Consider the following 22,343-nt stretch of genomic DNA (forward strand, 5'->3'; position numbering starts at 1 on the left):
CAACTCTTTGGCCAGACTCCGATAAAAAACAATCTTTCGCAATATTAATGCTAACGCCTGCCTGGTGAGTTCTTAATTGAATGAAATGGGCAAAAATGAAGAGAGGATGCCCTTTTGGGACACCCTCTAATATTTTGCTTGATTGAGTTCACTCTTATTTAGCTTCCCAACCCAAAGCGCCTGCTCCGAGAATAGCCGCATCACTGGCTTTCAATTCCGAAGGAAGAACTTTTACTTTGTTTCTCCAGATGGGTAAAACGTTATTTTCCATAGCTTCTTTGATCGGGTTAAAGATCAAATCGCCGGCTTGAGCTAGCCCGCCGAATATGATAATTGCTTCAGGAGCGGAGAATGCTATAAAGTCGGCAAACGCTTCTCCCAGGATTGTACCTGTAACATCGAAGATCTCTTTCGCTACTTTATCACCCTGAACTGCTGCGTCGTATACATCCTTCGATGTGATTTTATCAGCCGCGATCTGACGTAAAAGGCTATCTTCGGTTGTGTTTTCCAGAACCTCGCGTGCAGATCGTGCAACGCCTGTTGCAGAAGCGTAAGTTTCCAGACAACCTTTTCTGCCGCAACCACAAAGACGGCCATTTGTGCGACGGATAGTTGTATGTCCCAACTCTCCGGCAAATCCATCGTGACCATAAAGAACATTGCCGCCGATCACGATACCGCTTCCCACGCCTGTTCCCAGTGTGATAATGATAAAGTCTTTCATACCACGTGCAGCTCCATAGGTCATTTCGCCAATAGCAGCAGCATTGGCGTCATTGGTAACCGCTACAGGAAGATTAAATTTGGCTTTTAATAAATCACCGAGGGGAATATTGCCTTTCCAGGGGAGGTTAGGTGCGAGTTCGATTGATGATTTATAGTAGTTTCCGTTAGGAGCACCAATTCCGATTCCTTTGATTTTAGAGAATCCGCCTGCCTTCTCGACTAATGGCAGTACGCCTTCGTACAATGCATTAATGTAGTCGTTGATATCCGGATAGTCAGGAGTTACGATTGATCCTTGTCCTAAGATTTCTCCTTTTGCATCTACAATGCCGAATTTGGTGCCGGTACCGCCCATGTCGATACCGATTACATACGGTTTTTCCATGATAAATATTTTGTTAGTGTTAGAAGTTAGTTAGTCCGGCAAAGTTAACATTTTCTCTATTCCGACTCTAAAAATAGGAGGGTAAATAGTCAGAAAATATTCTCTTTGCCTGAATTTGCACAAATCACACATTTTGTGAAATAGGCATGCCGGAATTTTGTTTCTAATTATCTAAACGATTTATTCTCCAATTACCCCTAAGGTAAGACGATAATTTCTTTTGTTGTTTTAAATTCTACTTCTTGTTTTGACAAAAAGACATGCTAATATTTGGTTGAAATGATATTAAAATGACATTTATACTATAATAATTGGCTGTTTAAATGTTTAAACATGCGCTTTGTGATTTTAGAATGTGTTTTTATTGTGATAAAGTGATTATCTTCGCGCTCGATTTCGGAATTGTCATAATATTACGAATTGCATTATTATTCCAACAAAACTATATTCTTATGAGTGAAAAATCTATCTGGAAGTATAGGCTTCCGTTCTTGATTCTGATTGTTGTCGCATTGGCGTCTTTAATTCCTGTCGAATATGCCAACACTATTGATCCAAAGCATCCGATTGATCATGCTGATACTGCCTGGATTCTGATTGCGTCAGCTTTGGTATTACTGATGACTCCCGGTCTGGCATTCTTCTATGGAGGTATGGTCCGTTATAAAAACCTTGTTTCCACACTATTACAAAGCTTTTTTGCTCTCGGGCTTGTGAGTGTATTGTGGGTGGTGGTAGGTTTTAGCCTTGCTTTTGGTGATAGCTTTCACGGTTTGATTGGTAATCCGTTTACATTTGCCTTCTTCAGGAATGTTGGGATTGCTCCAAATCCGGCTTTTGCTGCGACTATTCCTTTCGCTTTGTTTGCAATGTTTCAGCTTAAATTTGCAATTATCACTCCGGCGCTCTTTACCGGAGGTGTGGCTGAACGCGTTCGCTTTTCATCGCTTATGCTCTTTGTTTGTCTATTCTCTATATTGATTTATGCACCATTGGCTCATTGGACGTGGCATCCTGATGGTTTTTTGCGTAAATGGGGTGTACTTGACTTTGCCGGCGGTACTGTTGTGCATATCTCTGCCGGATTTGCTGCATTGAGTGGCGCGATTTTTTTAGGTAGAAGAAAAGGTAAAATAATGCACAATCAACCGACCAATATCCCTTATATCATGCTTGGTACCGGCCTTTTGTGGTTTGGGTGGTTCGGATTTAATGCAGGATCGGCATTGGCAGCTGACGGATTGGCTACATCAGCCTTTGTGAATACCAATCTTGCATCGGCAACCGCTATGTTGACCTGGATTCTGGCTGACGGAGCATTGGGACACAAACGCTCTGCAGTTGGTGCGGCAGTTGGAGCTGTTGTTGGTCTGGTTGCTATTACTCCGGCTGCCGGATTTGTAACAGTAGGTCAGAGTATTTTTATCGGTTTTATTGCTTCTATGGTGAGTTACGTAGCCGTAAAACTGAAATCAAAAACCAATATCGACGACACGCTTGATGTATTTCCCTGTCACGGTATCGGTGGTATTGTGGGGATGATCCTGACCGGTGTTTTTGCAAAAGGGGTAGGATTGATTTATGGTGACTCTACTGTCTTTGTTCATCACCTGTTGGCGCTTGTAATCGTAAGTATTTTTACTTTTGGCGGTTCATATCTGCTCTATTTGATTACAGATAAAATCTTGCCGATGCGCGTTACTGAGGAGCAGGAGGAAAAAGGTCTCGACCTTACACAACATGGCGAAGAGGCTACTGATATGCGCTCTTATTGATCTGTTTCTAAAATAGATATACATCATCTGAAAAAAGAAAGGCTTCATTCCGGGGATTTGGGATGGAGCCTTTTCTCTTATTTCGTAGTGATTGCGTTAGCTGTAAAGCTTCAATTTGCTTTCAAAAATCTATCTTTATGGTGCGTAAGCACCCTTTCGTGTTAAAGCCCTACAAGTATTGAGTTGTGATTTGCTTTCAAAAATCTATCTTTATGGTGCGTAAGCACCGAGAATCTACTCCAGCAACACAAGAACAGAGTTGTGATTTGCTTTCAAAAATCTATCTTTATGGTGCGTAAGCACCTTGATTGCTTTTTCAAGTAATACGCAAACAGTTGTGATTTGCTTTCAAAAATCTATCTTTATGGTGCGTAAGCACCAAAGGTCATGGGCTCCTACTCTTACTTTCTGTTGTGATTTGCTTTCAAAAATCTATCTTTATGGTGCGTAAGCACCGAAGGAATTGATAGCATTTCAGACTGTGTGTTGTGATTTGCTTTCAAAAATCTATCTTTATGGTGCGTAAGCACCTGTATCCAGAGCAGATGCCCCTGAGAGTCAGTTGTGATTTGCTTTCAAAAATCTATCTTTATGGTGCGTAAGCACCAACTTAGCAGCGACCAATTTAGTATGTTTGGTTGTGATTTGCTTTCAAAATCACAACCCAAATTCCCCCTCCAAAACAAAGGAAATCAAAAACAATAATATCGCCATAAACAGCATAAAAACAATGCTTTATATTTTGGTGTGAATGCGTGTAGTATTCCTTTTTCTTCCAATATAATCCCATATTTCTTCGAAAAACGTTTCTTAAACCGTTTCTTTTTAGTATATTTGTATATGTAATCGAACGGTTATGAAGACAAAAGTAAATCTTAGGGTTAAGACGCTTAAAGACGGTCGGGGTAGCTACTATCTGGATTGGTTTCAGAACGGAAAGCGCAATTACGAGTATTTGCAGATCTACAAATACCTATCAGAAAGGCTGACAAAGGCACAGAGAGATGAAAACACCGAAAATGAAAGGTTAGCTCAGCATATACGCAATCAAAGGGAGAATCAGCTAATAACCAGTCCTCAGGGTATTCTTTCAGTGCAGAAAAAGAAGCAATCGCTTTTGGTGTTTTGTGAAACACACACAACCACCAAAGGCGGAGAGCAAGTATTGGCTCACTTAAAGAACTACATGACCAATCCCAATTTGCAAATGCAAGATGTCAATAAGTCCTTTATTCAAGGCTTTGCGGATCATTTAGCAAAGAAGCTCAATGGTAATACAGCTTACGACTACTTCTCGAAGTTCCGCGGTTTAATGAAAAGAGCAATGGCAGAAGGTATCTTGCCAGGAAATATATTGCTAGACATACAAGCGCCCGAGAAGCAAGAGAATATTGTTACTTTTCTCACGACCGATGAAATTTCAAAAATTGGCAATAGCGCATTGACTCCAAAAGTAAAAGCGATATTTTTGTTTTCCTGTTTTACGGGATTAAGGTATTCCGATATTAAGAATCTCAAATGGGGAAATATAACCGATGATTTCAGGTTGAGTTTTTCGCAACAGAAAACACAAACCAAAAACGGCAAGCAAACAGGAGTAACCTATTTGCCGATGAATCCTCAGGCTATAGCGTTATTGGGAGAGCGCAAGCCGGACGATTATAAAGTGTTTGATGTTCCTACGCAACAAGCATGTGATAAAGCCCTGAAAAACATAGGTACAAAGCTTAAACTAAAAAAGACGCTCCATTTTCATATTGCTCGTCATTCTTTCGGAGTAATACTCCTCGAAAATGGTGTTGATATCTATAAAGTTAGTAAGCTTTTAGGTCATAAATCTGTTCAAACAACGATAAAGCACTACGCCAATATTACAGATAAAGGTGCAAGGGAAGCGATAGATTGTTTCCCCGAAATTAAAATTTAAGATCAATGTCTACATCTGCAATTAAAGATATTTCTCCGGATGATATTTTTTACATGACATGGCTAATTGAGTGTATTGAATATGACAACAACGGTGATCCTTATGTGCCAGTCTATCATGATACGATATGTCAGGACTACTATAATCCGCAAGCCGATTATATCCTCAGCCAAAAGGCAAATGATGATCAGCTTATTGGTCAGATAGATCGGCTATGGTGTTTAGAGTCGAGTAGCGACTATCCCGATTATTCCACCATATCAGCTTACCTGAAGGAACTAGCGATTAAGTATGTGCATAAGAAGTGTGTCAGATTTGGTACGAAAAATATCCATCAGTACTTCGAGGACTGGATTGAACACACGGTAGAAATACTCAGGAGGGATGGCGACTATTTGAGCAACATTGTGTACAGTTATGATATTGATGAGCTTGTAAAGATGGTGCATAGGGAGTTAAAGTTATATGCTATGTTGCTTTACAAACCGGAAACGGACAAGGCTATACAAGTTTTGAGAGTACGATTGAAAGATTTCTTTGCGACTGAACAGTCAGTATCTGATGCAACTAAAAAAACGACAACTCTTCCGGTCCCTGAACTTCAGGAAATTTTGTATCATTCGACCAAGTATGAGAAGTTCATATTAGCAGTAGAACCCTATAAATTTTCAGAGTTGGAGAAAGTAAAATGCCTTAGAGATAACCAGCGAATTAAGCTTATTTGTTTAATTATAGGATACAAAACTCCCAAAGCTGTTGCTATGCTTCACTTTCTTGAATTTTCCCAAAAGCTAGAAACCGAGTACGGTAAAAATAAAGGGCAGCAATATTTAATAATATCTAAGGCATTGGACGTGTCAGATAGAACTATTAGAGGAAATATGTTGACATTTTCAAATCCGAACTCTAACGAAGACCGATCTAAGTACCCGGCATGTGACAAGCTTCCTGATGTCACAAAAGATTACGAGAGTATATGTAAACGAGGATAAATAACAATTTGGGAGAACGATTTTTTGTTTTGGGAGAATATCCCCCAAAAATACCCATATTTCTTTGCACCGCAGTCCAATAATTGGGTTGCGGTTTTCTTTTTGGTTGGTGTCGCAAAATGAAAACCCGGATGACAGACCCTCAGTGTGGAAAATATGCTAGAAAGCCTACTTTCAAAATTGGATTCGATTGAGCGCAAATTGACAGTGCAAAATCTTTTGCAGAAGGAAATTATCACCTTTGATGAAGCTTGTCTATACCTTGACCTTAGTAGCAGTTATCTGTATAAGCTGACAAGCACAAACCGAATCCCTTGTTATTCGCCAATGGGCAAGAAGCTATTCTTTAAGCGAATAGAGCTTGATCAGTGGTTGACTGGAAGCCGAACTTCTACGGATGCAGAAGTTCAGCAAAAAGCAGCTGATTACATTGCTCGGAAGGACCGTAGAAAGAAGTAGTTAAAAGCTAACATGCAGCAAAAATACGCAGTCGGCCTGCTGCCTGGAAAAAACGGTCTGAGCTGCAAATAGATATTGTTCAGATTAATGAACGCCCATCCATATAGATCATCAATAAATAATTAAAAAAGAGGTATTTGGTATGACTAAAACATCGTTATCCGCTCCGGTTGAAATGAATCCCGGATTAAAAACGATCGCTGAATCGGTAAAAAACAGCAGTGAAGGCATTATAGTTCCCATAGGTTTTACCTCCCCAAAATCCGAACTTTCCTCCAAAGGGAAAGTGTCGGAAATGGAGGAAAACTCGGAAAATCAAAACGAAACTTTGGGATCCTCTCTGGCTCAAAAAAAAGACGATCAGGAGATTTCGGAAACTGACAGTTCGACCAAAGTTGCATTACCGGCTTTTCCTGGTGAATGTTATGAAGACTTACCGTCAATGCTTGGCAAGGCGGTTTCAAAGGGGCATTCTCCCGAGGATAAGGATATTTTATTGCTTGGTTCAATAGTAACCCTATCAGCTTGTTTGCCTAATTTATCTGGGACTTACGATCAAAGGGAGGTATTTCCTAACTTATTTCTTTTTGTGACTGCTAAAGCATCAGCTGGTAAAGGTCGGCTTGCGCTTTGCCGTAAGTTGGTAGATTCTATTCATAAGGAACTGTTGCAGAGGCAACGTCAGGAAAAGGCGCAATACAAAGAACTTATGCAGCAATTCAGGGCTGCAAATCGGGGAGGAAGTGATGCTGGAAGACCTCAGGAGCCACCCCTGAGAGCGCTTGTTGTTCCTGCAAACAGTAGTGCAACCAGTGTGTTCCAGATTTTAAACGATAATGATGGGGTCGGTTTGATGTTCGAAACGGAAGGGGATACTTTAGCGCAGGCTTTCAATAGTGAGCATGGCAACTACTCCGATGGATTTCGTAAAGCCTTTCATCACGAGACTATATCGTATAGTCGTCGGAAGGATAACGAATTTGTAGAGCTTGATAAACCGCGTCTTTCTGCTGTTCTTTCGGGAACTCCCCGCCAGGTTTCAACGCTGATTCCAAGTGCTGAAAATGGCCTGTTTAGCCGCTTTATCTATTACTATATGAACATTCGTCCCGAATGGATCAATGTATTTGCAGGGAACGATAATCAGAATCTCGATAAATATTTTGATGATCTGGGTTCTCAGTTTTATGCTTTTTACAATCAATTGAAGGAAGCGACACCTTTACATTTTAGGTTATCAGAGCAACAGCAGGATGAGTTTAACAGCTTCTTTTCTGATATGCAGATAAAGTTGCATTGTATGTTAGGGGATGAATACTTGGCAAGTGTTCGCCGTCTGGGTTTGATATCATTTCGGATAGCAATGATACTTACAGCTCTGAGGGTAATGGATAAAGGCAATATGAAGGAGCCGTTGATTTGTTCGGATGTCGATTTCAAAACTGCGATGGCAATGGTCAGGGTGTTGATAGAGCATGCTTCTTATGTTTTTAGTCAGTTGCCGGAAGAGAGAGCTTGCGTGGGGAAAGGAAAAAATAAAAAGCAACTATTCTTTGACGCATTACCTGATACCTTTAATCGTAAGATCTATTTAGAAGTAGCGGATAAATTGACGCTGAACCCTAAAACTGCTGAAAAGTACATTGCAGACTTCAAGAAATCGGGTTTGCTCAAACATGATGAGCATAATAAGTATTCGAAATAATTGACTTTATCAAGATATTGGTTTGACTGAAAAATGTCGGAATCACCCTTTCGGCATTTTTCTCTCTTTATCCAAAGTGCAATAGATATTTACGCATGGTGCGATTGTGCGTGAAAGTTTGATCCAATTTTAGGCGATTCTTTACGCGCTATTAGTCATAACAAAATAATAAAAGGTCACATGAGAATATACGAACCAACAGGAAGAGCCAGGGAATATTCACCGCTCGCATTGAATTACTTCAAAGGTTGCACTCATAATTGTCGGTACTGCTATGTAAACAGGTTAAACGAAACAGCACGAAATGGTATATCTCAGTATATGATACATGAAGTCCCTGATGAAATGAAATTTAAGGTGTTGGAAGAGAGTGCGAAAAAGTATCAGGGATGTAACAAACAGATTCTCTTATGCTTTACAGGCGATCCTTATAGCGAAAGCCTCCAGGAATCGACAACAAAGGTGCTTGGAATTCTGAATAAGTACGAACATAAGGTTTCTATTTTGACTAAAGGGGGCAATCGTGTACTTAATGACATTGATTTATTCAATCAATTCAAGAGCAGGGATTTATTTACAGAAAGTATCCCTCGCATTATAGTTGGAGCTTCACTAACGTTTGATAATGATGACGACTCTCTTAAGTGGGAGCCAGGAGCGGCGTTGCCTCAGGAGCGGATAGAATCACTTCGTGTATTATCGGAAGCCGGGATAAAGACGTGGGCGAGTTTTGAACCCGTAATATACCCCGAGCAATCACTCAATCTGTTACATCAGGTAAGCCCTTTTGTTGATTATGTGAAGATTGGCAAAGTTAATGATTACAGTGGTTGGGATAAGCAGATTGATTGGAATGACTTTATCGTAAGGGCTGTTGCTATTTGCCGACAAACCGGATTAAAGTTTTATATCAAAGATGATCTGGCTGCATTCAATCGGGATACTGTTTTTCGTGATGAAGAAAGAAATTCCGATTTGTTTTGTTTGTAATAACGATTACAGGCCTTAATCTTTTTGACAGTAGGGAAGTAGCTCTGTAAGCCGCTTTCCTACTGTTTTTATATATTGCTGATTCATCTTGAAACCTGCCTTTTTTTTGTATTTTTGCATTTCACGAAACAATAGATTAATGCCCCAAAATATCCTGCAATATGAATCTGATAGTATATCCAATATTTCAAAACTATCGGTATGGGGCATAACGAATATGTCATTCGTCGCGATAAAACATTGAGTGACATATTATTTATCGACAAATTCTTCGATGTGATTGTCGCCAACCCTCCTTATGGTGTAGATTGGAAGCTATACAGGATATTTTGGCCGATTTGAACCGGTTAGAGGTTGGATTAAAGGATTTAGAAGTAAAATTGAGTATATAACATTATTCGGTAAATATGAACGGGCAGCAAAAAATATCCATACGTTTTTTCGACGATCGCGAAGTACGGGCATTATGGGACGAGCAAAACGCCAAATGGTGGTTTTCGGTGCTGGATATTGTAGCCGTGCTTACCGACCAAAACGACTACTCCAAAACCCGTAACTATTGGAAATACCTGAAAGCTAAATTAAAGAAAGAGGGTAGTCAGTTGGTTAGTGCCACTACCCAACTGAAACTAACGGCAGCTGACGGTAAAAAGTACAAGTCGGATATGCTCGACTATAATGGCATTATTGCTTTAGGCAAAACTTTTCCCGGGATAAAGGCCAACCGCTTTATCGAATGGTTTACCTATAGTGATGAAACGATCGACGGAAAAAGCAAAACAAAAGCCTATGCGCTGTTCGAAAGTTCGTTTATCGACAGCATAGAGGTGGGCACGACCAAAGGTTTACAGCAAATCCATGCCTATTTGTTTGGTGGCTTGTACGACTTTGCCGGGCAAATCAGGCAAAAAAACATTTCGAAAGGCGGATTCCGATTCGCTATGTCGCAGTACCTCGATACCACATTAAAACAAATAGAAGCGATGCCCGAAAACACTTTTGATGAAATTGTAGATAAATATGTGGAAATGAACATTGCTCACCCCTTTATGGAAGGCAATGGTCGTAGCACCCGGATATGGTTGGATTTGATATTGAAAAAACGCCTGAAAAAATGCGTGGATTGGAGTAAAATAAGCAAAACGGATTATATGAACGCTATGGTGGCAAGTGCGGCAAAAAGTGATACCCTGAAAAAACTGCTGAACGCTGCCCTGACCGATCAAATTGACAGCCGCGAAATGTTCATGAAAGGAATTGATTACTCCTATTATTATGAAGAAAATTAATATGCAACTGACGATATATACAAACCATCGGGGATAGAATGACAGGGGGGGATTCCTGAGCATTGGGAAGTCAAAAGGGTAAAAGATTTCGCAACCGCAGTAAGTTGAATCCATTTTTTCTACAAGAAACAAAAGGCAATTTATCGCAATTGTTTGATGATTTTGAGCATACTATTCAAAATCCTGACATCCCTTATATACAAAAAGATTCAGATCTTTCATCAGCCGCAGAATCACCGATTGGATAATTGATTCCCTCATTTTTGTATTTTGTAGGATTGGAGGATTTTAGGACATATCGGAAATGAATTCCTCAAATCCGATATGTCCTCTTTTCCTCATTTATGAGAACATAGTACAATTAACGCCTTATGTGCTAAGATTTAATTTGATGATCCCTTGGGAGCTTCTGATTTATTATCTTTCCTCCCATTTGATATTTAGAAAATCGTACATGTCCTCGATACCGTCAATTCCAAAACAGAAATTATTTTCAATAAATGCTTCTGTTTCAGTACTTATTGCATAAATAGCCTCTTTAAGCCTTTTTTCATTGGGTATCATTTCTTCATCTTCAGTTCCTTCATGAATGATATCGCAGGTTTCATCGCGTTTTAATGACTTTAAATCTATTCTTGCATAGAATTGAAACATTGCAATCCAGGCTAATATCTCAGCTTTCGTGAGCATGTTGAATTTATCAAGAAGTTCTACCTTTGAAGTAGCAGATAGCCTAGTCTTGCTTAACCTCAGATTAACAGCAAGTTTGTCGTGCTTTATTTGTTTTGATTTCTTCATTTTACATTTCATTTTAATAGTGATTTAATTTGTTCTTTTTCTACTGTAGTCATTCCCTGTATGGATGACTTTACCATTTCCATTTCTTTTGCTTTAATTTCGACCTCCTTTTCTACTTTGAGAGCGTTCAGATTCTCCAGCCATCTTTAACAAATCTCAATCTGTTTAATACACTTTGCAACTATTACTTCAGCAGTTGCATTTGCTGAAAACCAAGTACCAAACTTTTTGATTGATTCTTGACGGGACAAATTTGTTTTTGTCATGCGTTGTTTTTTAATTGTTTTGTGTCATATTGACATTGCAAAGGTGCTAGTATCTGAATCAGTTTATGGGTAAAAAAAATCCTGCAATTTTTCTCCCTTTAAACCGAGAGGAAAATTGCAGGATTATACAGTAGTCAAAAACTACTTACCACACGTAATATTGATTGATCTTGTTTATAGAGTATTCTTTATAAGGTTTCATATATCCTTTTAGAGTATCATCCGAGTGTAATAATTCCTTATTACAGGATAATCCAATGAAATAAATAAGCCTGGACACAAGCAATTTTTTGTTATACGAAACAGAACTTCCTTTTTTAGTCTTTCCCTTTACATTGAGTACAACATCTAACACATAAAGAAACTTATTTGCAAAGAACCACAAGTGAGCTGAATCTCTTTCATCCGTTGAGTCAAAAATAATTCGTCTGGGACTCCGTAATTTACTTCCATTATCTATTTTAGAAACTTCGTCTTTACAGAAATCATACAGTAGATTAATGACAACCGTGTTGTCAATCGTTGTACTTTGCTTGCCTACAACTTTAATAGAAATGGCTTCGTTCTCCTGTCGATTATCTTCTATAGCTTTGATAAACTTTATCAGTTGATCCTCTGGATTATCAATCCTTCGACCTCCACCTTTATCACACATTCCGCAAGTATAATCATAGATAAACAGCAATAAGTACCAGAATTTCTCAACATCTAAACCTAATCCAATTAATGTAGCAGGAATGTTCTCGTCTTTCTCGAATTTAGTTTGATCGAATTTCGCTTTCAGTACTCTGTTATACCTCGTCTCAAATGTACCAATGTGTGAATAAGGATCGCTACCTTCATCGTAATACTTGTAAGGAAAGAAGTTTGGCATTACTTCATATACATATTCGAGTAATGCGTTGTCTATGGTGGAGTTCTCTGTCATTGTATTTCTTTTTTGCACAAATGTACAAAAACAAGAATTTCCTCAGTTCATAGATATTGCAGAGGTTGGTTATATGATAAATAAAAACGACTCATTCTTGGAAAAGATTGAGTCGTTGATGTTCTCATATTTAAATACATCTACATCTGAATGTGAAATCAAATAGAATACTTAAGTATGGATACAAAGCTAAAGGCTTCTTTAAGAACGGATTAGAGTTTGCCTCTGTGCTTTAAACGCTTGTGGTAAATCTAACCTCAATCTGTTTGATTTTCTGTCATGTACTTAGAAGTTTGTATTGAAAGATCCTGATCTGACCCTAAAAGTTAATTCTAACTTTTGGGGTGCAGTTCAAAACCCAGAATAGTAGATTATAATTTAATAATATTCTCAATTTGCTCTTTCTCATCTTTTGTGAGATTAAATGGAATAACTTCCAACTTTAGATCTCCTTCATAAATAAAATGGTCGAGTTTTTTTGTGAAATTTGGATTGCAAGGGTAAAGCAAAACCAATCTTGGTTCTTGTGATTCTGTAGTATATTTTTTCCCGTATGCATACAACTGGTACATATCTGCTTGTGAAATATTGTAGTTTTTTCTTTCGGCAAATTCATCCAATAGTTTCCATTTTGTGTCAATTATTTTTTTTTGATACACGCCGCTATCAACAACGATGTCTGGTCGTAAACCAAAACGCTTATCACGTCGGTGTTCTTCAACTAAAAAATAAGATTTGTCTTGAGTTTTTATTTTGTAACCTTCAGAATATTTCTTGAATAGATAAGCCAAATAATCTTCAAATATCTTTTCCATCGGAAACAAGATTGCCATGTTTAAATTGTCTCCTTTGAAATTGGTAAATGACTTATTCGTTAAAAAAATTTCGGACCATTCAACAATGGTCTTATAGTTCATTAATAGTCGACTTGACAAATTAATTTTTGAAAAGTCGTATTTAATGTCTGTTGAACTATCAACATCTTCAAGGTGAGATAAAATTTTGTTGATAGAGTATATATTCCGATAATTATTTGAGAGTCTCAATAACTTCAGAAGTGTCGATTTGATAATTCTATTTAGTGAAATATTTGGTGAGTATTCAGAAAACTCACAATAGAAATGGGTTATGTTTGAATGATTCCTTTTTATGTTTTCGGTAATTTTCAATTTGCCCTTTAAAACAGAAATATTATCCTCTTGCAAAATGTAATCGTGCTTAATTCCATGCTGCATCTTGTTTTCAACTTCTTCGATATACGAGTTGATAAATACTTCTAGAATTGGAAAGTCCTTGGACGTTTCCAAATGAGCTTTGCTTATATTGACAAAAGGAGAGTTCTTTAAATGCCTTAACATTCTTAGGAAAATCTTCTTTGTGTCGGCTTCTTCGTTTTTGCTTTTGTTGAGATGAATTTTAGGGAGTATTTCAAGATGTAACCCTTCCTTCGTCTCAATCACTCCAACATAATTTTTTACTCTGATTTGCCGTTTTCTTCCTTTGGCTGAAAGTGTAAATGGCTTTTCACTGTCTTTAGAATCGTCTTGATTGTTTGATATGTATTTGTAGAGTGAATCAAAATGATTGGCTGGTAAATAAATTTCTTGCAGGAGATAATTCTCTACATCACCGTAATCTTCCTTGGAACGAATAATGCCATATTCACATATATTATATGATGCCTTTTTCAATTCTTAATTTATTTTGGTTTTTGTATAGATGGAAGTGAAAAATTCGACAGAAACATCATCATACTTTTGAAACAGGATATTTCCATTCAATTGATAAATGGTTTTTTCTTCAAAGCCGTCAATATCCTTACCAAACAAATTCCTCTGGTCAGAAGTTGGATTACTCACAACTACTTTGTTTTCTTTTGCTTTATTGAATTCGTTGTTGTCACCTAAAACAAGTTGAATCTTTTCATAGTCTCCATAGAAATACTCTTCAAGTAATGGTATAATTCTGTTTCTGAAAACTTTACATAACTGATTTTTTGATTCAACGTTTATTAAATAAGCGTGACCAATCATGTGGTCTTTGTCAAGCAGAATTTGAATTCTTGCATTGATTGTTTCCAAAAGTTTTTGCAAGTCAATTCCTTCAATATTGTTGTTTAGCAATGTATGGTCTGGAGCATACTCGATGAATTCAAATCTTCTTCTCAATGCTGTATCAACAAGTGCAATTGATTTGTCGGCAGAATTCATTGTGCCGAGAATGAAAAGGTTGTTTGGCACTCCAAAATCTTCTTCACAGTCTATACCTGAATAAGTGAGTTTTACTTTTATTTCTTCGGCCTCGCCTACTCGTTTAGATTTTTCAATAAGAGTAATTAACTCTCCGAATATTTTAGAAATATTCCCTCTGTTGATTTCATCTATGATTAAAATATAATTCTTATCAGAATTGTCAGCCTTCTTTGCTTCATTGCATATCTTTTTAAAGATTCCATCCTCTATTCTATATTCAACCTGGCCATTTGAATTAACAGCGGATTTAATTCCCTCAACAAAATCTTCATAAGAGTAAGACTGATGGAATGTGACGAACTGAATTTGTCCTGCTGTAACCAACTTGTCAAATTCCTGTTTAGCTTCGACTCTTTTTGCAGGATTGGCTTTCTGTTCTGAAATTATTTCACTCACGTCTCTACCTGTTACTATTGATAAAGCATGATTAATTGCATTGTGAGTTTTGCCCGTCCCTGGGGGGCCATATAAGATTTGATTTAGAGCCATATTGTAAATATTTGAGAGTTCTTTTGAGATATTTTCTAGAATGTCTTTTAGGCTTTGGTTTATACTGAGATTTGAAATTGTTGTCTGCGCCTCTGAAGGATTAGTAATTATTTCTAATGCTGTGACAAAGTTTGTTCTGCCTTGTCTTGAAACTATCCCATCAATAGCTCTTTTGAAATTGTCAGCAGCTGTATCTACTTGTCTGTTATTGTAATAATCTTTTACAACATTCCAATCAATACGACCTGGAAAATCAGCATCATTCATATTCAACCCTTTGATCACGTCATAAGGATTGTAATTGTTATTGTTTTTATTGAAGTAGCTAAAAAAGTAAAGATGTTCAGGCGTAGAAATTAAATGATTGAATGAATAAGATTGTCTCAGCTCTCTCCAATAATCTGCAAACCCTTTGTAAAGTTTATCTTTTAGTTTCAAGCTGTTCTTGAGCAAAATCAAACAACGATGAATTTCATAATTAGCGTCACCATCAGGAATTCCAAACTTTTCCAAATCATTGTAAGTAAGCTTTCCTAATGCAGTTAATTGTATGCTATTTGAATCAAGTAAATGAGAACTTCTTAAATCAATTCTTGCCTGATCTGTTGCTCTTGGAGTTGGTAAATTTAGAGTTCCATTGTCTGAAACTTGTTTCATCCATGTGTGTGCATTATTGAATTTCCGCATCGAAGAACCGAAAGGGTCAAGCGGTTTTCCAGGTCTGATTGCATTTCCCGAACCAATGGCAATAATCCAATCTTTAAATGCTTCGCTATTTATTTTTGAAAACCAAATCATATTTATTTGTTATTCTTTTGGGCTATGAATAAATATTCGTTTAGCTCTTGTGCTTTATGTCCGTTAAAACTTTGATAGTTCAATCTTTTAATTGGTATTGTTTTAAATGAACCCCGCACAAAAAGTTCACTATTAAAAAGGGATTCAATTTTTTCGATTCCATTTTTATCTTTTGAAGGAATACTGTTGTTAGAATGGTTTCTTCCATTAAAGTAACTCATCATTACATACTCAGTATTGGCATCCTTAATAAGATTCTCAAGAGATGGGATAAAAAGTGAGCTTTGACAAAAAGTCGATTTGAAATCTTTCTCCAAATTTTGTCCCCTTACGAATTCAACATTATTGAAGTAATCTTCTAAGGATTCTATTTCGCAGTAATCACAAATTAAGTTTAACATGAAGTAATATGATGTGTATTGTCTGAAATTATAAGGAGGGTCAATATATATAAGTTTATGTGACCTTATTTCCTTTATAAACTCCAGTGAGTCCTGTTCTTTTCCAATAATGTGTTTATTTTCTGTTGAAATAACATCATCAAAAGGCGGCAAGCGAAGAAACAATTTCTTTAGTGCCCTAGAATCAAAAGTATCTCTTGGAAAATCATGAAATGTTCCTTGAGTGTTGCTGACTTTTTCAATTGATTCTGCAAGAATACTTACAAGCAAAAGATATTGAACTTCATTCAGTAGCTTTTCTTTCTTCCAATGCAAAAGTTTATTTATAATGAGGTCAATTCGTTTTCCGTTTTCAGGTGTGAAGAATCTTCTCTTTCCGCTTGTGCCTCTTAAACTTTTGTAGTGGCTATTTTTACCTTCAGGTGTATATGTGTCAAAAAAAAATGTATGTCTGAATTGCTTTGGTATTTCTGAAGCTGTAATATGATTTAAATAATTTAGAATGGTTACTAAATTCTTGTAGGTAGAATAATTACGCTTATCATCAAGAAAAGAAAACCCATCTTTGCCTTTTAAGTTTAACAGAGAATCATCAACTCCAATGCAGAATTTTGACTCATCAATATTCAACTCATTAAAGTCGAAAGAAGGTATTGAGTTGTTTTTCAAATAACTAACTCCAAAGGCATAAGAGAACTTATTAATGTCGTTTGCAATCACTCTGTATCCACTTCTTTTCAGTGCCATTGATACAGATAGTGTTCCGGCGAAAATATCGCATATCCAATCTCCTTGGTTGCAAATTTTGCCTACTTCAGTTAGTATAGGTTCAATTATAGAATTTTTATTTCCTAAATATCTTTGTATCACGTGGTTGGTTGTTTGAAAATAATTAAAAATTCTTTGTCGTCTTTTGATTGGACTATTTTCTTTGTTGTGTTTAACTGTCTGTATTGAAAATTGAACTTCAAAGTTTCATGTGAACACATCGGCAAGTAATATTCCCCTAATTCCATTATCTGCTCAAGTTCTATCATTCTTAAGTTACCTGTTTCTTGGGATAAAGAAGATGAGTAACTTATAATTAAACTACTTTCAAGTTTTGCTGCCAATTTGAACAAGTCAACAAAAGCGAAGTAGGCATCTTGTTTTGAACAAAATCTAGACTTAAATTTATTTTCTGGATATAAACCAGCAGTTGCTTTACCATTAATAATTTGTAATTGTGGATAAGTGTAATTGAAAATTATTTCAGGAATGTGGTAAAATCTCGAATATTGTTGTGCTGTATACGGTGGGTCGGCATAAATAACTGAAATTGGAGGAAGAAAAGATGAGTCAGAAATAATTTCTTCCATTGTTTTTGAAATAGCAATGTTTGAATTTGAAAAACAATTTTTCTTTGAGATTAATTCTAAAGAAGATGCAGATTTCAAAAATTCACTCCAAACATCTTTTTTCCTGTCTTCATAAAATCTTTTGTGAAGAACTTTTGTTTTTAAAGTGTTTTCGTGTTTAATTGGTTGTGCAAAATGCTTTCCTGCAGTGTAAACAATTTTTGAGGAAACATTTAGCAAGCAGGTCAGTAGAAAATGATATTGCCAATTTGAGATTTCATTTTTGGAAAGTAAATATTCGATTCCGTTTCGCAGTCTATCAAGTTCTAATGCTTGAAAGATGCCAAAGTAAGAACCTGCATAATAATTAGCGATTAAAGGACAATTTCCGATTGCTGATTTTCCAATATTATTTACAATTGTTTTCGTCTGTTCGTGTTTGTTGTTGCCATTGAGAAAGAGTACTTTGCTTACTTGAGGTAATCCCAAATACAATTCAATCAGTTTTTCTGTTTGTTTTTCTTGAAGAAATTTTTTTTCTAGTAGGATGTTGTCCTGAAAAGGTGTCGTGTAATTATCATGTAATTTGAATGCTCTTAGTTTATCAAAAACAATTTGAAGAATCTTTAGGTCTGCTTCTTTTCGGTCAATATTCAGGAGTGTTTTGGTAAAAGCATAAGTAAACTTCATTGCATCATTGGAAATAACATTAAGTCCATTCAAATTGAAAACCTGCGATACGACTGAGCTTCCAGAAAACATATCGAGAACATAAGAGTTTGGCTTAATAGCTTCTATTGTTTTGGATAAAATAATTGGTAGTGGCCTGTATTTTGTACCTAAATACTGTATCGGTCTGTAGATAGTATCTGTGTTTACCGATCTAATTTCAGGTATTTCTAGGTCATAATTATATTTATTGGCAGCAAAGTCCAATTTTAATTGGTAACCATCTTCAACGATGTTCAGAACTGTTGTATCTGAGTAATTATTTTCTGTCCTTGAAATCATTTCTTATTTTGGGGTTATAATTTCTCATTTCTTCTTCTACCGCTATCAAGATATCCATAGCGTATTTCTCATCAGCCAGTTGATAAGCAACTTGTTTGCTCATAAACTTTATAATGAGTTCTTTTTCGTCCAAATTGAATGTTTTTGCTATAATAGGTAACATTTGTCGATTTACAGGTCGTTCTCCTCGTTCCAACTTGCTTAATGTGCTTTGGTCAATATCTAGTAATGCTGCAAGTTTGCGTAAGGGCATTTCTGCCTGTTCTCTAAGTCTTCTTATGGAATCTCCAAGGTTTTCTTTTTGCATCATGAAGTTTTTTTCTTGACAATCGTGTCAAAAGTACAAAAGATTTTGACATAAATCCCTTTCTCAAAGTTGTAAGTTATCAACACATTGTTATTATTGAGGGTAACTCATTGGCTATTTTTAGTTTTCTCTGCCCATGAAAAACTCTATAAATTTCAAATTAGATTCTGGGCATAAATGCATTTAATATTTAAATGAACCATTATTTTGCCTGTATTAGTCTGATAACCTAAGTTTCGCAATGCTATTTTCTTAGGTAGATATATACCCAAACCCTCCCGCATTTAACCAAAACGCAGGTAAAGCGGAGTTCGTCAATCGCTCATTTTGTTTCGTAAAAGCATGCAAGCAAGGGTAAAACAAGCAGCCAAAAGGAATCTCCACCTTTTAAGAGGTCGTATTCCTTTGTCTGCCCTTGCATGCACCGTGCCACACTCACTACTGCGCTCCAATAGGTGCTCGCACGTGGCGTGTCACTTGTTTTGCTACACACAATCGCTCATTCCTCACCCGTGGCTACTCCTGCACCCAGACCCAATAAGGTATTCGTTTCACTACTGATTAAAAATATGGGTTCAGCCGCCACTGATAGTTAGGCTCGCCTGCGGGTCGCTGCGTGCTGATCGGTCTGTCACATTTTTTGTTTTCGCTTTCCCACATTAAGGTTTTCCTCAGCTCCTTTCATTTCGTTACTCTACATTTCAGTAGCTCAGGAAACATCTTTTGACCCATGCAGGGAGTAGCTCTTCCATTCAATCATTACACTCCGTTTCACTCTTCATTCCATCACTACACCCTCGCATCTCCCGCCCAAAAGCTCAAATACAAAAAATGCGCCAGCCCTGCTGAAATACAGCACATAGCCACAGCATTTCATTATCATTCCATGCTATCTGTGTCTATGGCACTTGCTCCACTCGCAGCGGCTCGCGACCATCAGTCAGCACACTTCATTTCGTTACTCTACATTTCGTCTGCTGCCTGCTGTCCCCTTCGAAGCTCAAGGCTGTTTTTACCTGCATTTTTGTTTAATGCTTCGCCACCACTGCCCCCGACCACCACCCCTTAAGAAAACTAATAAATATTAGTTGATCGACAACAGAATGTTTTTTTATTGTATGATAATCTTTTTTGATAGATAATGTATCTTTGCAAATAAAACCATTGATGTTTTAACTACTAAATGCAATTATGAAAAGCAATTCTTTATGGGATAGTACATATTTGATTTTGAAGGAAAAGTTAAGAATCAGAGATGTTAATAATGTGTTGTTGCCATTAGTGCAATTGAAAATTTTTGATTTGCTTCGGACTAATGACAAGAATGACCTGCTCGAAAAGTGGGAGCTAAATAGTGAATCATACAATCAATTTTACGTTAAGTTGTTCAAATCTCTTTCGACTTGCGATTTTTGCATGTCTTCAATTTGCCGATTTGAAGATGTTGTTAATGCAGAATCCGATGTCGTAGCAGGTAAACTTCTAAAAGATTATTACGACGGTTTGGATGATAAAGTAAAATCATTTATCAACCATCGAATTGATAGCTGCAGATTCTATAGTTTTAGCGAACTTGTCAATTTTCTCACCGATAATCATTTGACAAAGACTGTAGTAGAAAAAATAAATAATAGTTTAAACGAAATAGAATCTTATCATATAATAGATTTCATGAGAGAGCTAATTGACTATGGTATGGTTCTTCATAATTATATGGTAGTTGAAAAACAGTATAATGATATTTCTGAAACGTGGATTTTCGTAGTGAAAAATCCATATTTATTCAGAAAGGGGAAGAGTCAGAGCTTTCCAGAGATGGCTTGTGTTTGGGATTTTAGTGAAGGCTATGCAAGGTGTATTACAAAAAATGGACAGTGGGGCTATATTAGAGAAGAAGATAATAAATTAATCTTACTAACTGATGATTATGTTCGTGTTTATGATTTTCATTGTGGTAGAGCAAAAGTTGATATTGTAGGAGATTGGGAAGGTTGGGAAAGTAAAAAATATGCTTGTGGGTATATTGATTTTGATATGAATCTGATTTTACAGCCTAAATATACAGAAGCTTCTGACTTTAAAGAGGGAAAGGCATCTGTCAAAACCGAATATTGCGATGATTTTTTCACAATAGATGTTTATGGTAATGTTTCTCCTGAATTTCAAAAATTGAAAACTAAGATTGAAAATAAAAATAGGATTTTAGAGTCGGAACTAATCAAACTTGAAAAAGAAGATGAGGATAAAACTTCAGATAAAGTGAGTTTAGATGATGAAGAATCCGTGATGCGTGCATTATCAGGAGGTTATGGCTATATTCATGGGTTTGATTAATATTAAATTCATATAATATATAGTTGCGATCCTATGAATGACCATAATTTAATAAACTATAGCCATGAATAAAGAAGATAAAATTGCCTTACAGGCTAAAATTCAGTCAATGACTGGGCAAGAAAGAAAAGAACATTGGCGTAACCAAACATTGGTAAATAGAGTCCGTGATAATTCTAATATTGCAGTCGAGTACCTTACCTTAATCAATTTCATTAGAAATGAATATAAAGGACGGATAGAGCCAATTCAGAATCCATTTCTGCATTTAATTTCACATTGTATAGAACTTACATACAAGAGAACTCTTCAATTGGCCATAGAATGCAAATGCATTAATATTCAAATTTCGAGTATTATACACGAACATGCATTATCAGAGTTGCTTCCGATAACCCTTAGTTTATTCGAGAAGATTTCTCAAGATAATAATTGTTCAGAAGACGATAAGTTACTATATGCAACTGAATTCCCTCAAGCCCATAAACAACTTATTGCTATATTAAAAGCAAATGTGACTACTTATCGTTACGCTATGAAGGTAAATAAAAAAGGCGTAGTGACAGAGAAAGGGCACCCGTTTGTTGATGATTATGATAGCCCTAATATGCTTGATGTGCTGAAGTTATTTGAAACATGTTACAACTCATTGATATATACTGATTACATACTTGATTTTTTATTTCCTGAACTAAAGGCTTTATGATACAAAAAAAACAGCGGTAAATTATTTTATCGCTGTTTTTTTTGTCCTATTTCTCCCAGAATAAAAAAGAAATATACAAAGGTAGGCCGCTTCCGTCGTGCCTGTAAAGGTCAAGCCCTGCGGTTTTTTGCTAAAATCTCCACCTTCGTTCCTCAGGTAGTATTTTATCAAAAAACCTTGACAGACCCAACTCAGCTGCCTTTTAGTTGGTATATATTTTTTTTCTTCTTTCTGGGGGAAATTTATTGCTGTTGGGTTTGTGCGGTTTCGATTTGTGGTGCGTTTCCCAACAGGTATAAGCAAATTGACCATAGAAAAGCCTTCCAGATTCCAAAATCCCCCCTAAACCCATATCCCTGTAGAAAGTTCTGATAGCCAAACTACGCACCTGTGCTATAATTCAGATAATCAATGCTTTATGCTTTTTTATTGCTCGGGTTTTAGTACCTTTATAATGAGAAAGTT

18 protein-coding genes and 1 CRISPR repeat array are annotated in these 22,343 nt (G+C 36.6%); of the genes, 10 read left to right on the forward strand and 8 right to left on the reverse strand.

Translation table 11 applies throughout. From position 1 onward, the window contains the following. Nucleotides 1–154: 154 nt before the first annotated feature. Nucleotides 155–1,114 (reverse strand): ROK family protein, encoded by a 960-nt coding sequence (locus tag MLE17_RS08800; protein WP_243348424.1) that lies wholly within the window; start codon nucleotides 1,112–1,114, stop codon nucleotides 155–157. Between the two features lie 452 nt (nucleotides 1,115–1,566). On the opposite strand from MLE17_RS08800, the gene MLE17_RS08805 reads away from it, so the two are divergent. From MLE17_RS08805 to fic, 8 genes are all read left to right on the forward strand, one after another. Further along, nucleotides 1,567–2,889: an ammonium transporter gene (locus tag MLE17_RS08805; RefSeq protein ID WP_243348425.1), complete on the forward strand. Its 1,323-nt coding sequence runs from the start codon at nucleotides 1,567–1,569 to the stop codon at nucleotides 2,887–2,889. Between the two features lie 107 nt (nucleotides 2,890–2,996). Then, a CRISPR array of direct repeats spans nucleotides 2,997–3,496; the repeat unit is 46 nt; unit sequence GTTGTGATTTGCTTTCAAAAATCTATCTTTATGGTGCGTAAGCACC. A 249-nt stretch (nucleotides 3,497–3,745) separates the two neighbouring features. Then, nucleotides 3,746–4,816, forward strand: coding sequence for a site-specific integrase (locus MLE17_RS08810; RefSeq protein ID WP_243348426.1), 1,071 nt, complete (start codon nucleotides 3,746–3,748; stop codon nucleotides 4,814–4,816). Between the two features lie 5 nt (nucleotides 4,817–4,821). Continuing rightward, the gene (locus MLE17_RS08815) at nucleotides 4,822–5,808 is read left to right on the forward strand and encodes a hypothetical protein (protein ID WP_243348427.1); all 987 of its coding nucleotides are present in this window, start codon (nucleotides 4,822–4,824) and stop codon (nucleotides 5,806–5,808) included. Between the two features lie 156 nt (nucleotides 5,809–5,964). Continuing rightward, nucleotides 5,965–6,267: a helix-turn-helix transcriptional regulator gene (locus MLE17_RS08820; RefSeq protein ID WP_243348428.1), complete on the forward strand. Its 303-nt coding sequence runs from the start codon at nucleotides 5,965–5,967 to the stop codon at nucleotides 6,265–6,267. Nucleotides 6,268–6,409: 142 nt separating this feature from the next. Beyond that, nucleotides 6,410–7,972: a DUF3987 domain-containing protein gene (locus MLE17_RS08825; RefSeq protein ID WP_243348429.1), complete on the forward strand. Its 1,563-nt coding sequence runs from the start codon at nucleotides 6,410–6,412 to the stop codon at nucleotides 7,970–7,972. A gap of 180 nt (nucleotides 7,973–8,152) precedes the next feature. Next, nucleotides 8,153–8,962 carry a radical SAM protein gene (locus MLE17_RS08830; protein WP_243348430.1) on the forward strand — a complete coding sequence of 270 codons (810 nt, stop codon included), beginning with the start codon at nucleotides 8,153–8,155 and terminating at the stop codon, nucleotides 8,960–8,962. A 201-nt stretch (nucleotides 8,963–9,163) separates the two neighbouring features. Then, on the forward strand, nucleotides 9,164–9,304 hold the full coding sequence (locus MLE17_RS08835; protein ID WP_243348431.1) for an N-6 DNA methylase: 141 nt from the start codon (nucleotides 9,164–9,166) through the stop codon (nucleotides 9,302–9,304). A 65-nt stretch (nucleotides 9,305–9,369) separates the two neighbouring features. After that, nucleotides 9,370–10,251 (forward strand): protein adenylyltransferase Fic, encoded by an 882-nt coding sequence (gene fic / locus MLE17_RS08840; RefSeq protein ID WP_243348432.1) that lies wholly within the window; start codon nucleotides 9,370–9,372, stop codon nucleotides 10,249–10,251. Between the two features lie 417 nt (nucleotides 10,252–10,668). On the opposite strand, the gene MLE17_RS08845 is transcribed toward fic, so the two are convergent. The 7 genes from MLE17_RS08845 to MLE17_RS08875 form a co-directional block, all read right to left on the reverse strand. Beyond that, a complete protein-coding gene (locus MLE17_RS08845) occupies nucleotides 10,669–11,049 on the reverse strand; it encodes a hypothetical protein (RefSeq protein ID WP_243348433.1) in 381 nt (126 codons plus the stop codon). 411 nt (nucleotides 11,050–11,460) lie between these two features. Then, complete coding sequence (locus MLE17_RS08850; RefSeq protein WP_243348434.1) at nucleotides 11,461–12,243, reverse strand: hypothetical protein; 783 nt, start codon at nucleotides 12,241–12,243, stop codon at nucleotides 11,461–11,463. Between the two features lie 371 nt (nucleotides 12,244–12,614). Next, on the reverse strand, nucleotides 12,615–13,934 hold the full coding sequence (locus MLE17_RS08855) for an McrC family protein (protein ID WP_243348435.1): 1,320 nt from the start codon (nucleotides 13,932–13,934) through the stop codon (nucleotides 12,615–12,617). Nucleotides 13,935–13,937: 3 nt separating this feature from the next. Beyond that, the gene (locus MLE17_RS08860; protein ID WP_243348436.1) at nucleotides 13,938–15,782 is read right to left on the reverse strand and encodes an McrB family protein; all 1,845 of its coding nucleotides are present in this window, start codon (nucleotides 15,780–15,782) and stop codon (nucleotides 13,938–13,940) included. Nucleotides 15,783–15,784: 2 nt separating this feature from the next. Then, a complete protein-coding gene (locus MLE17_RS08865; protein WP_243348437.1) occupies nucleotides 15,785–17,053 on the reverse strand; it encodes a DNA adenine methylase in 1,269 nt (422 codons plus the stop codon). Beyond that, complete coding sequence (locus MLE17_RS08870) at nucleotides 17,050–18,531, reverse strand: DNA adenine methylase (RefSeq protein ID WP_243348438.1); 1,482 nt, start codon at nucleotides 18,529–18,531, stop codon at nucleotides 17,050–17,052. Before MLE17_RS08870 ends, MLE17_RS08865 begins: the two co-directional genes overlap by 4 nt. Beyond that, nucleotides 18,509–18,841 (reverse strand): helix-turn-helix domain-containing protein, encoded by a 333-nt coding sequence (locus MLE17_RS08875; protein WP_243348439.1) that lies wholly within the window; start codon nucleotides 18,839–18,841, stop codon nucleotides 18,509–18,511. The genes MLE17_RS08870 and MLE17_RS08875 overlap by 23 nt, the downstream gene beginning before the upstream one ends. A gap of 1,188 nt (nucleotides 18,842–20,029) precedes the next feature. On the opposite strand from MLE17_RS08875, the gene MLE17_RS08880 reads away from it, so the two are divergent. Both MLE17_RS08880 and MLE17_RS08885 read left to right on the forward strand, forming a co-directional pair. Next, nucleotides 20,030–21,172 carry a WG repeat-containing protein gene (locus MLE17_RS08880; RefSeq protein WP_243348440.1) on the forward strand — a complete coding sequence of 381 codons (1,143 nt, stop codon included), beginning with the start codon at nucleotides 20,030–20,032 and terminating at the stop codon, nucleotides 21,170–21,172. Nucleotides 21,173–21,236: 64 nt separating this feature from the next. Next, nucleotides 21,237–21,878 (forward strand): hypothetical protein, encoded by a 642-nt coding sequence (locus MLE17_RS08885; RefSeq protein ID WP_243348441.1) that lies wholly within the window; start codon nucleotides 21,237–21,239, stop codon nucleotides 21,876–21,878. Nucleotides 21,879–22,343 lie beyond the last annotated feature (465 nt).

It is taken from the genome of Parabacteroides sp. FAFU027, from assembly GCF_022808675.1.
Lineage (GTDB): Bacteria > Bacteroidota > Bacteroidia > Bacteroidales > UBA7332 > CAXXIC01.

Bases quoted from the DNA above. Each gene is read 5' to 3' on its own strand.
- MLE17_RS08880 (WP_243348440.1), top strand. From the start codon at position 20,030: ATGAAAAGCAATTCTTTATGGGATAGTACATATTTGATTTTGAAGGAA.
- MLE17_RS08835 (WP_243348431.1), top strand. From the start codon at position 9,164: ATGGGGCATAACGAATATGTCATTCGTCGCGATAAAACATTGAGTGAC.
- MLE17_RS08870 (WP_243348438.1), bottom strand. From the start codon at position 18,531: ATGATTTCAAGGACAGAAAATAATTACTCAGATACAACAGTTCTGAAC.
- MLE17_RS08860 (WP_243348436.1), bottom strand. From the start codon at position 15,782: ATGATTTGGTTTTCAAAAATAAATAGCGAAGCATTTAAAGATTGGATT.
- MLE17_RS08875 (WP_243348439.1), bottom strand. From the start codon at position 18,841: ATGATGCAAAAAGAAAACCTTGGAGATTCCATAAGAAGACTTAGAGAA.
- MLE17_RS08810 (WP_243348426.1), top strand. From the start codon at position 3,746: ATGAAGACAAAAGTAAATCTTAGGGTTAAGACGCTTAAAGACGGTCGG.
- MLE17_RS08830 (WP_243348430.1), top strand. From the start codon at position 8,153: ATGAGAATATACGAACCAACAGGAAGAGCCAGGGAATATTCACCGCTC.
- MLE17_RS08850 (WP_243348434.1), bottom strand. From the start codon at position 12,243: ATGACAGAGAACTCCACCATAGACAACGCATTACTCGAATATGTATAT.
- MLE17_RS08820 (WP_243348428.1), top strand. From the start codon at position 5,965: ATGCTAGAAAGCCTACTTTCAAAATTGGATTCGATTGAGCGCAAATTG.
- MLE17_RS08845 (WP_243348433.1), bottom strand. From the start codon at position 11,049: ATGAAGAAATCAAAACAAATAAAGCACGACAAACTTGCTGTTAATCTG.
- MLE17_RS08815 (WP_243348427.1), top strand. From the start codon at position 4,822: ATGTCTACATCTGCAATTAAAGATATTTCTCCGGATGATATTTTTTAC.
- MLE17_RS08805 (WP_243348425.1), top strand. From the start codon at position 1,567: ATGAGTGAAAAATCTATCTGGAAGTATAGGCTTCCGTTCTTGATTCTG.
- fic (WP_243348432.1), top strand. From the start codon at position 9,370: ATGAACGGGCAGCAAAAAATATCCATACGTTTTTTCGACGATCGCGAA.
- MLE17_RS08825 (WP_243348429.1), top strand. From the start codon at position 6,410: ATGACTAAAACATCGTTATCCGCTCCGGTTGAAATGAATCCCGGATTA.
- MLE17_RS08800 (WP_243348424.1), bottom strand. From the start codon at position 1,114: ATGGAAAAACCGTATGTAATCGGTATCGACATGGGCGGTACCGGCACC.
- MLE17_RS08885 (WP_243348441.1), top strand. From the start codon at position 21,237: ATGAATAAAGAAGATAAAATTGCCTTACAGGCTAAAATTCAGTCAATG.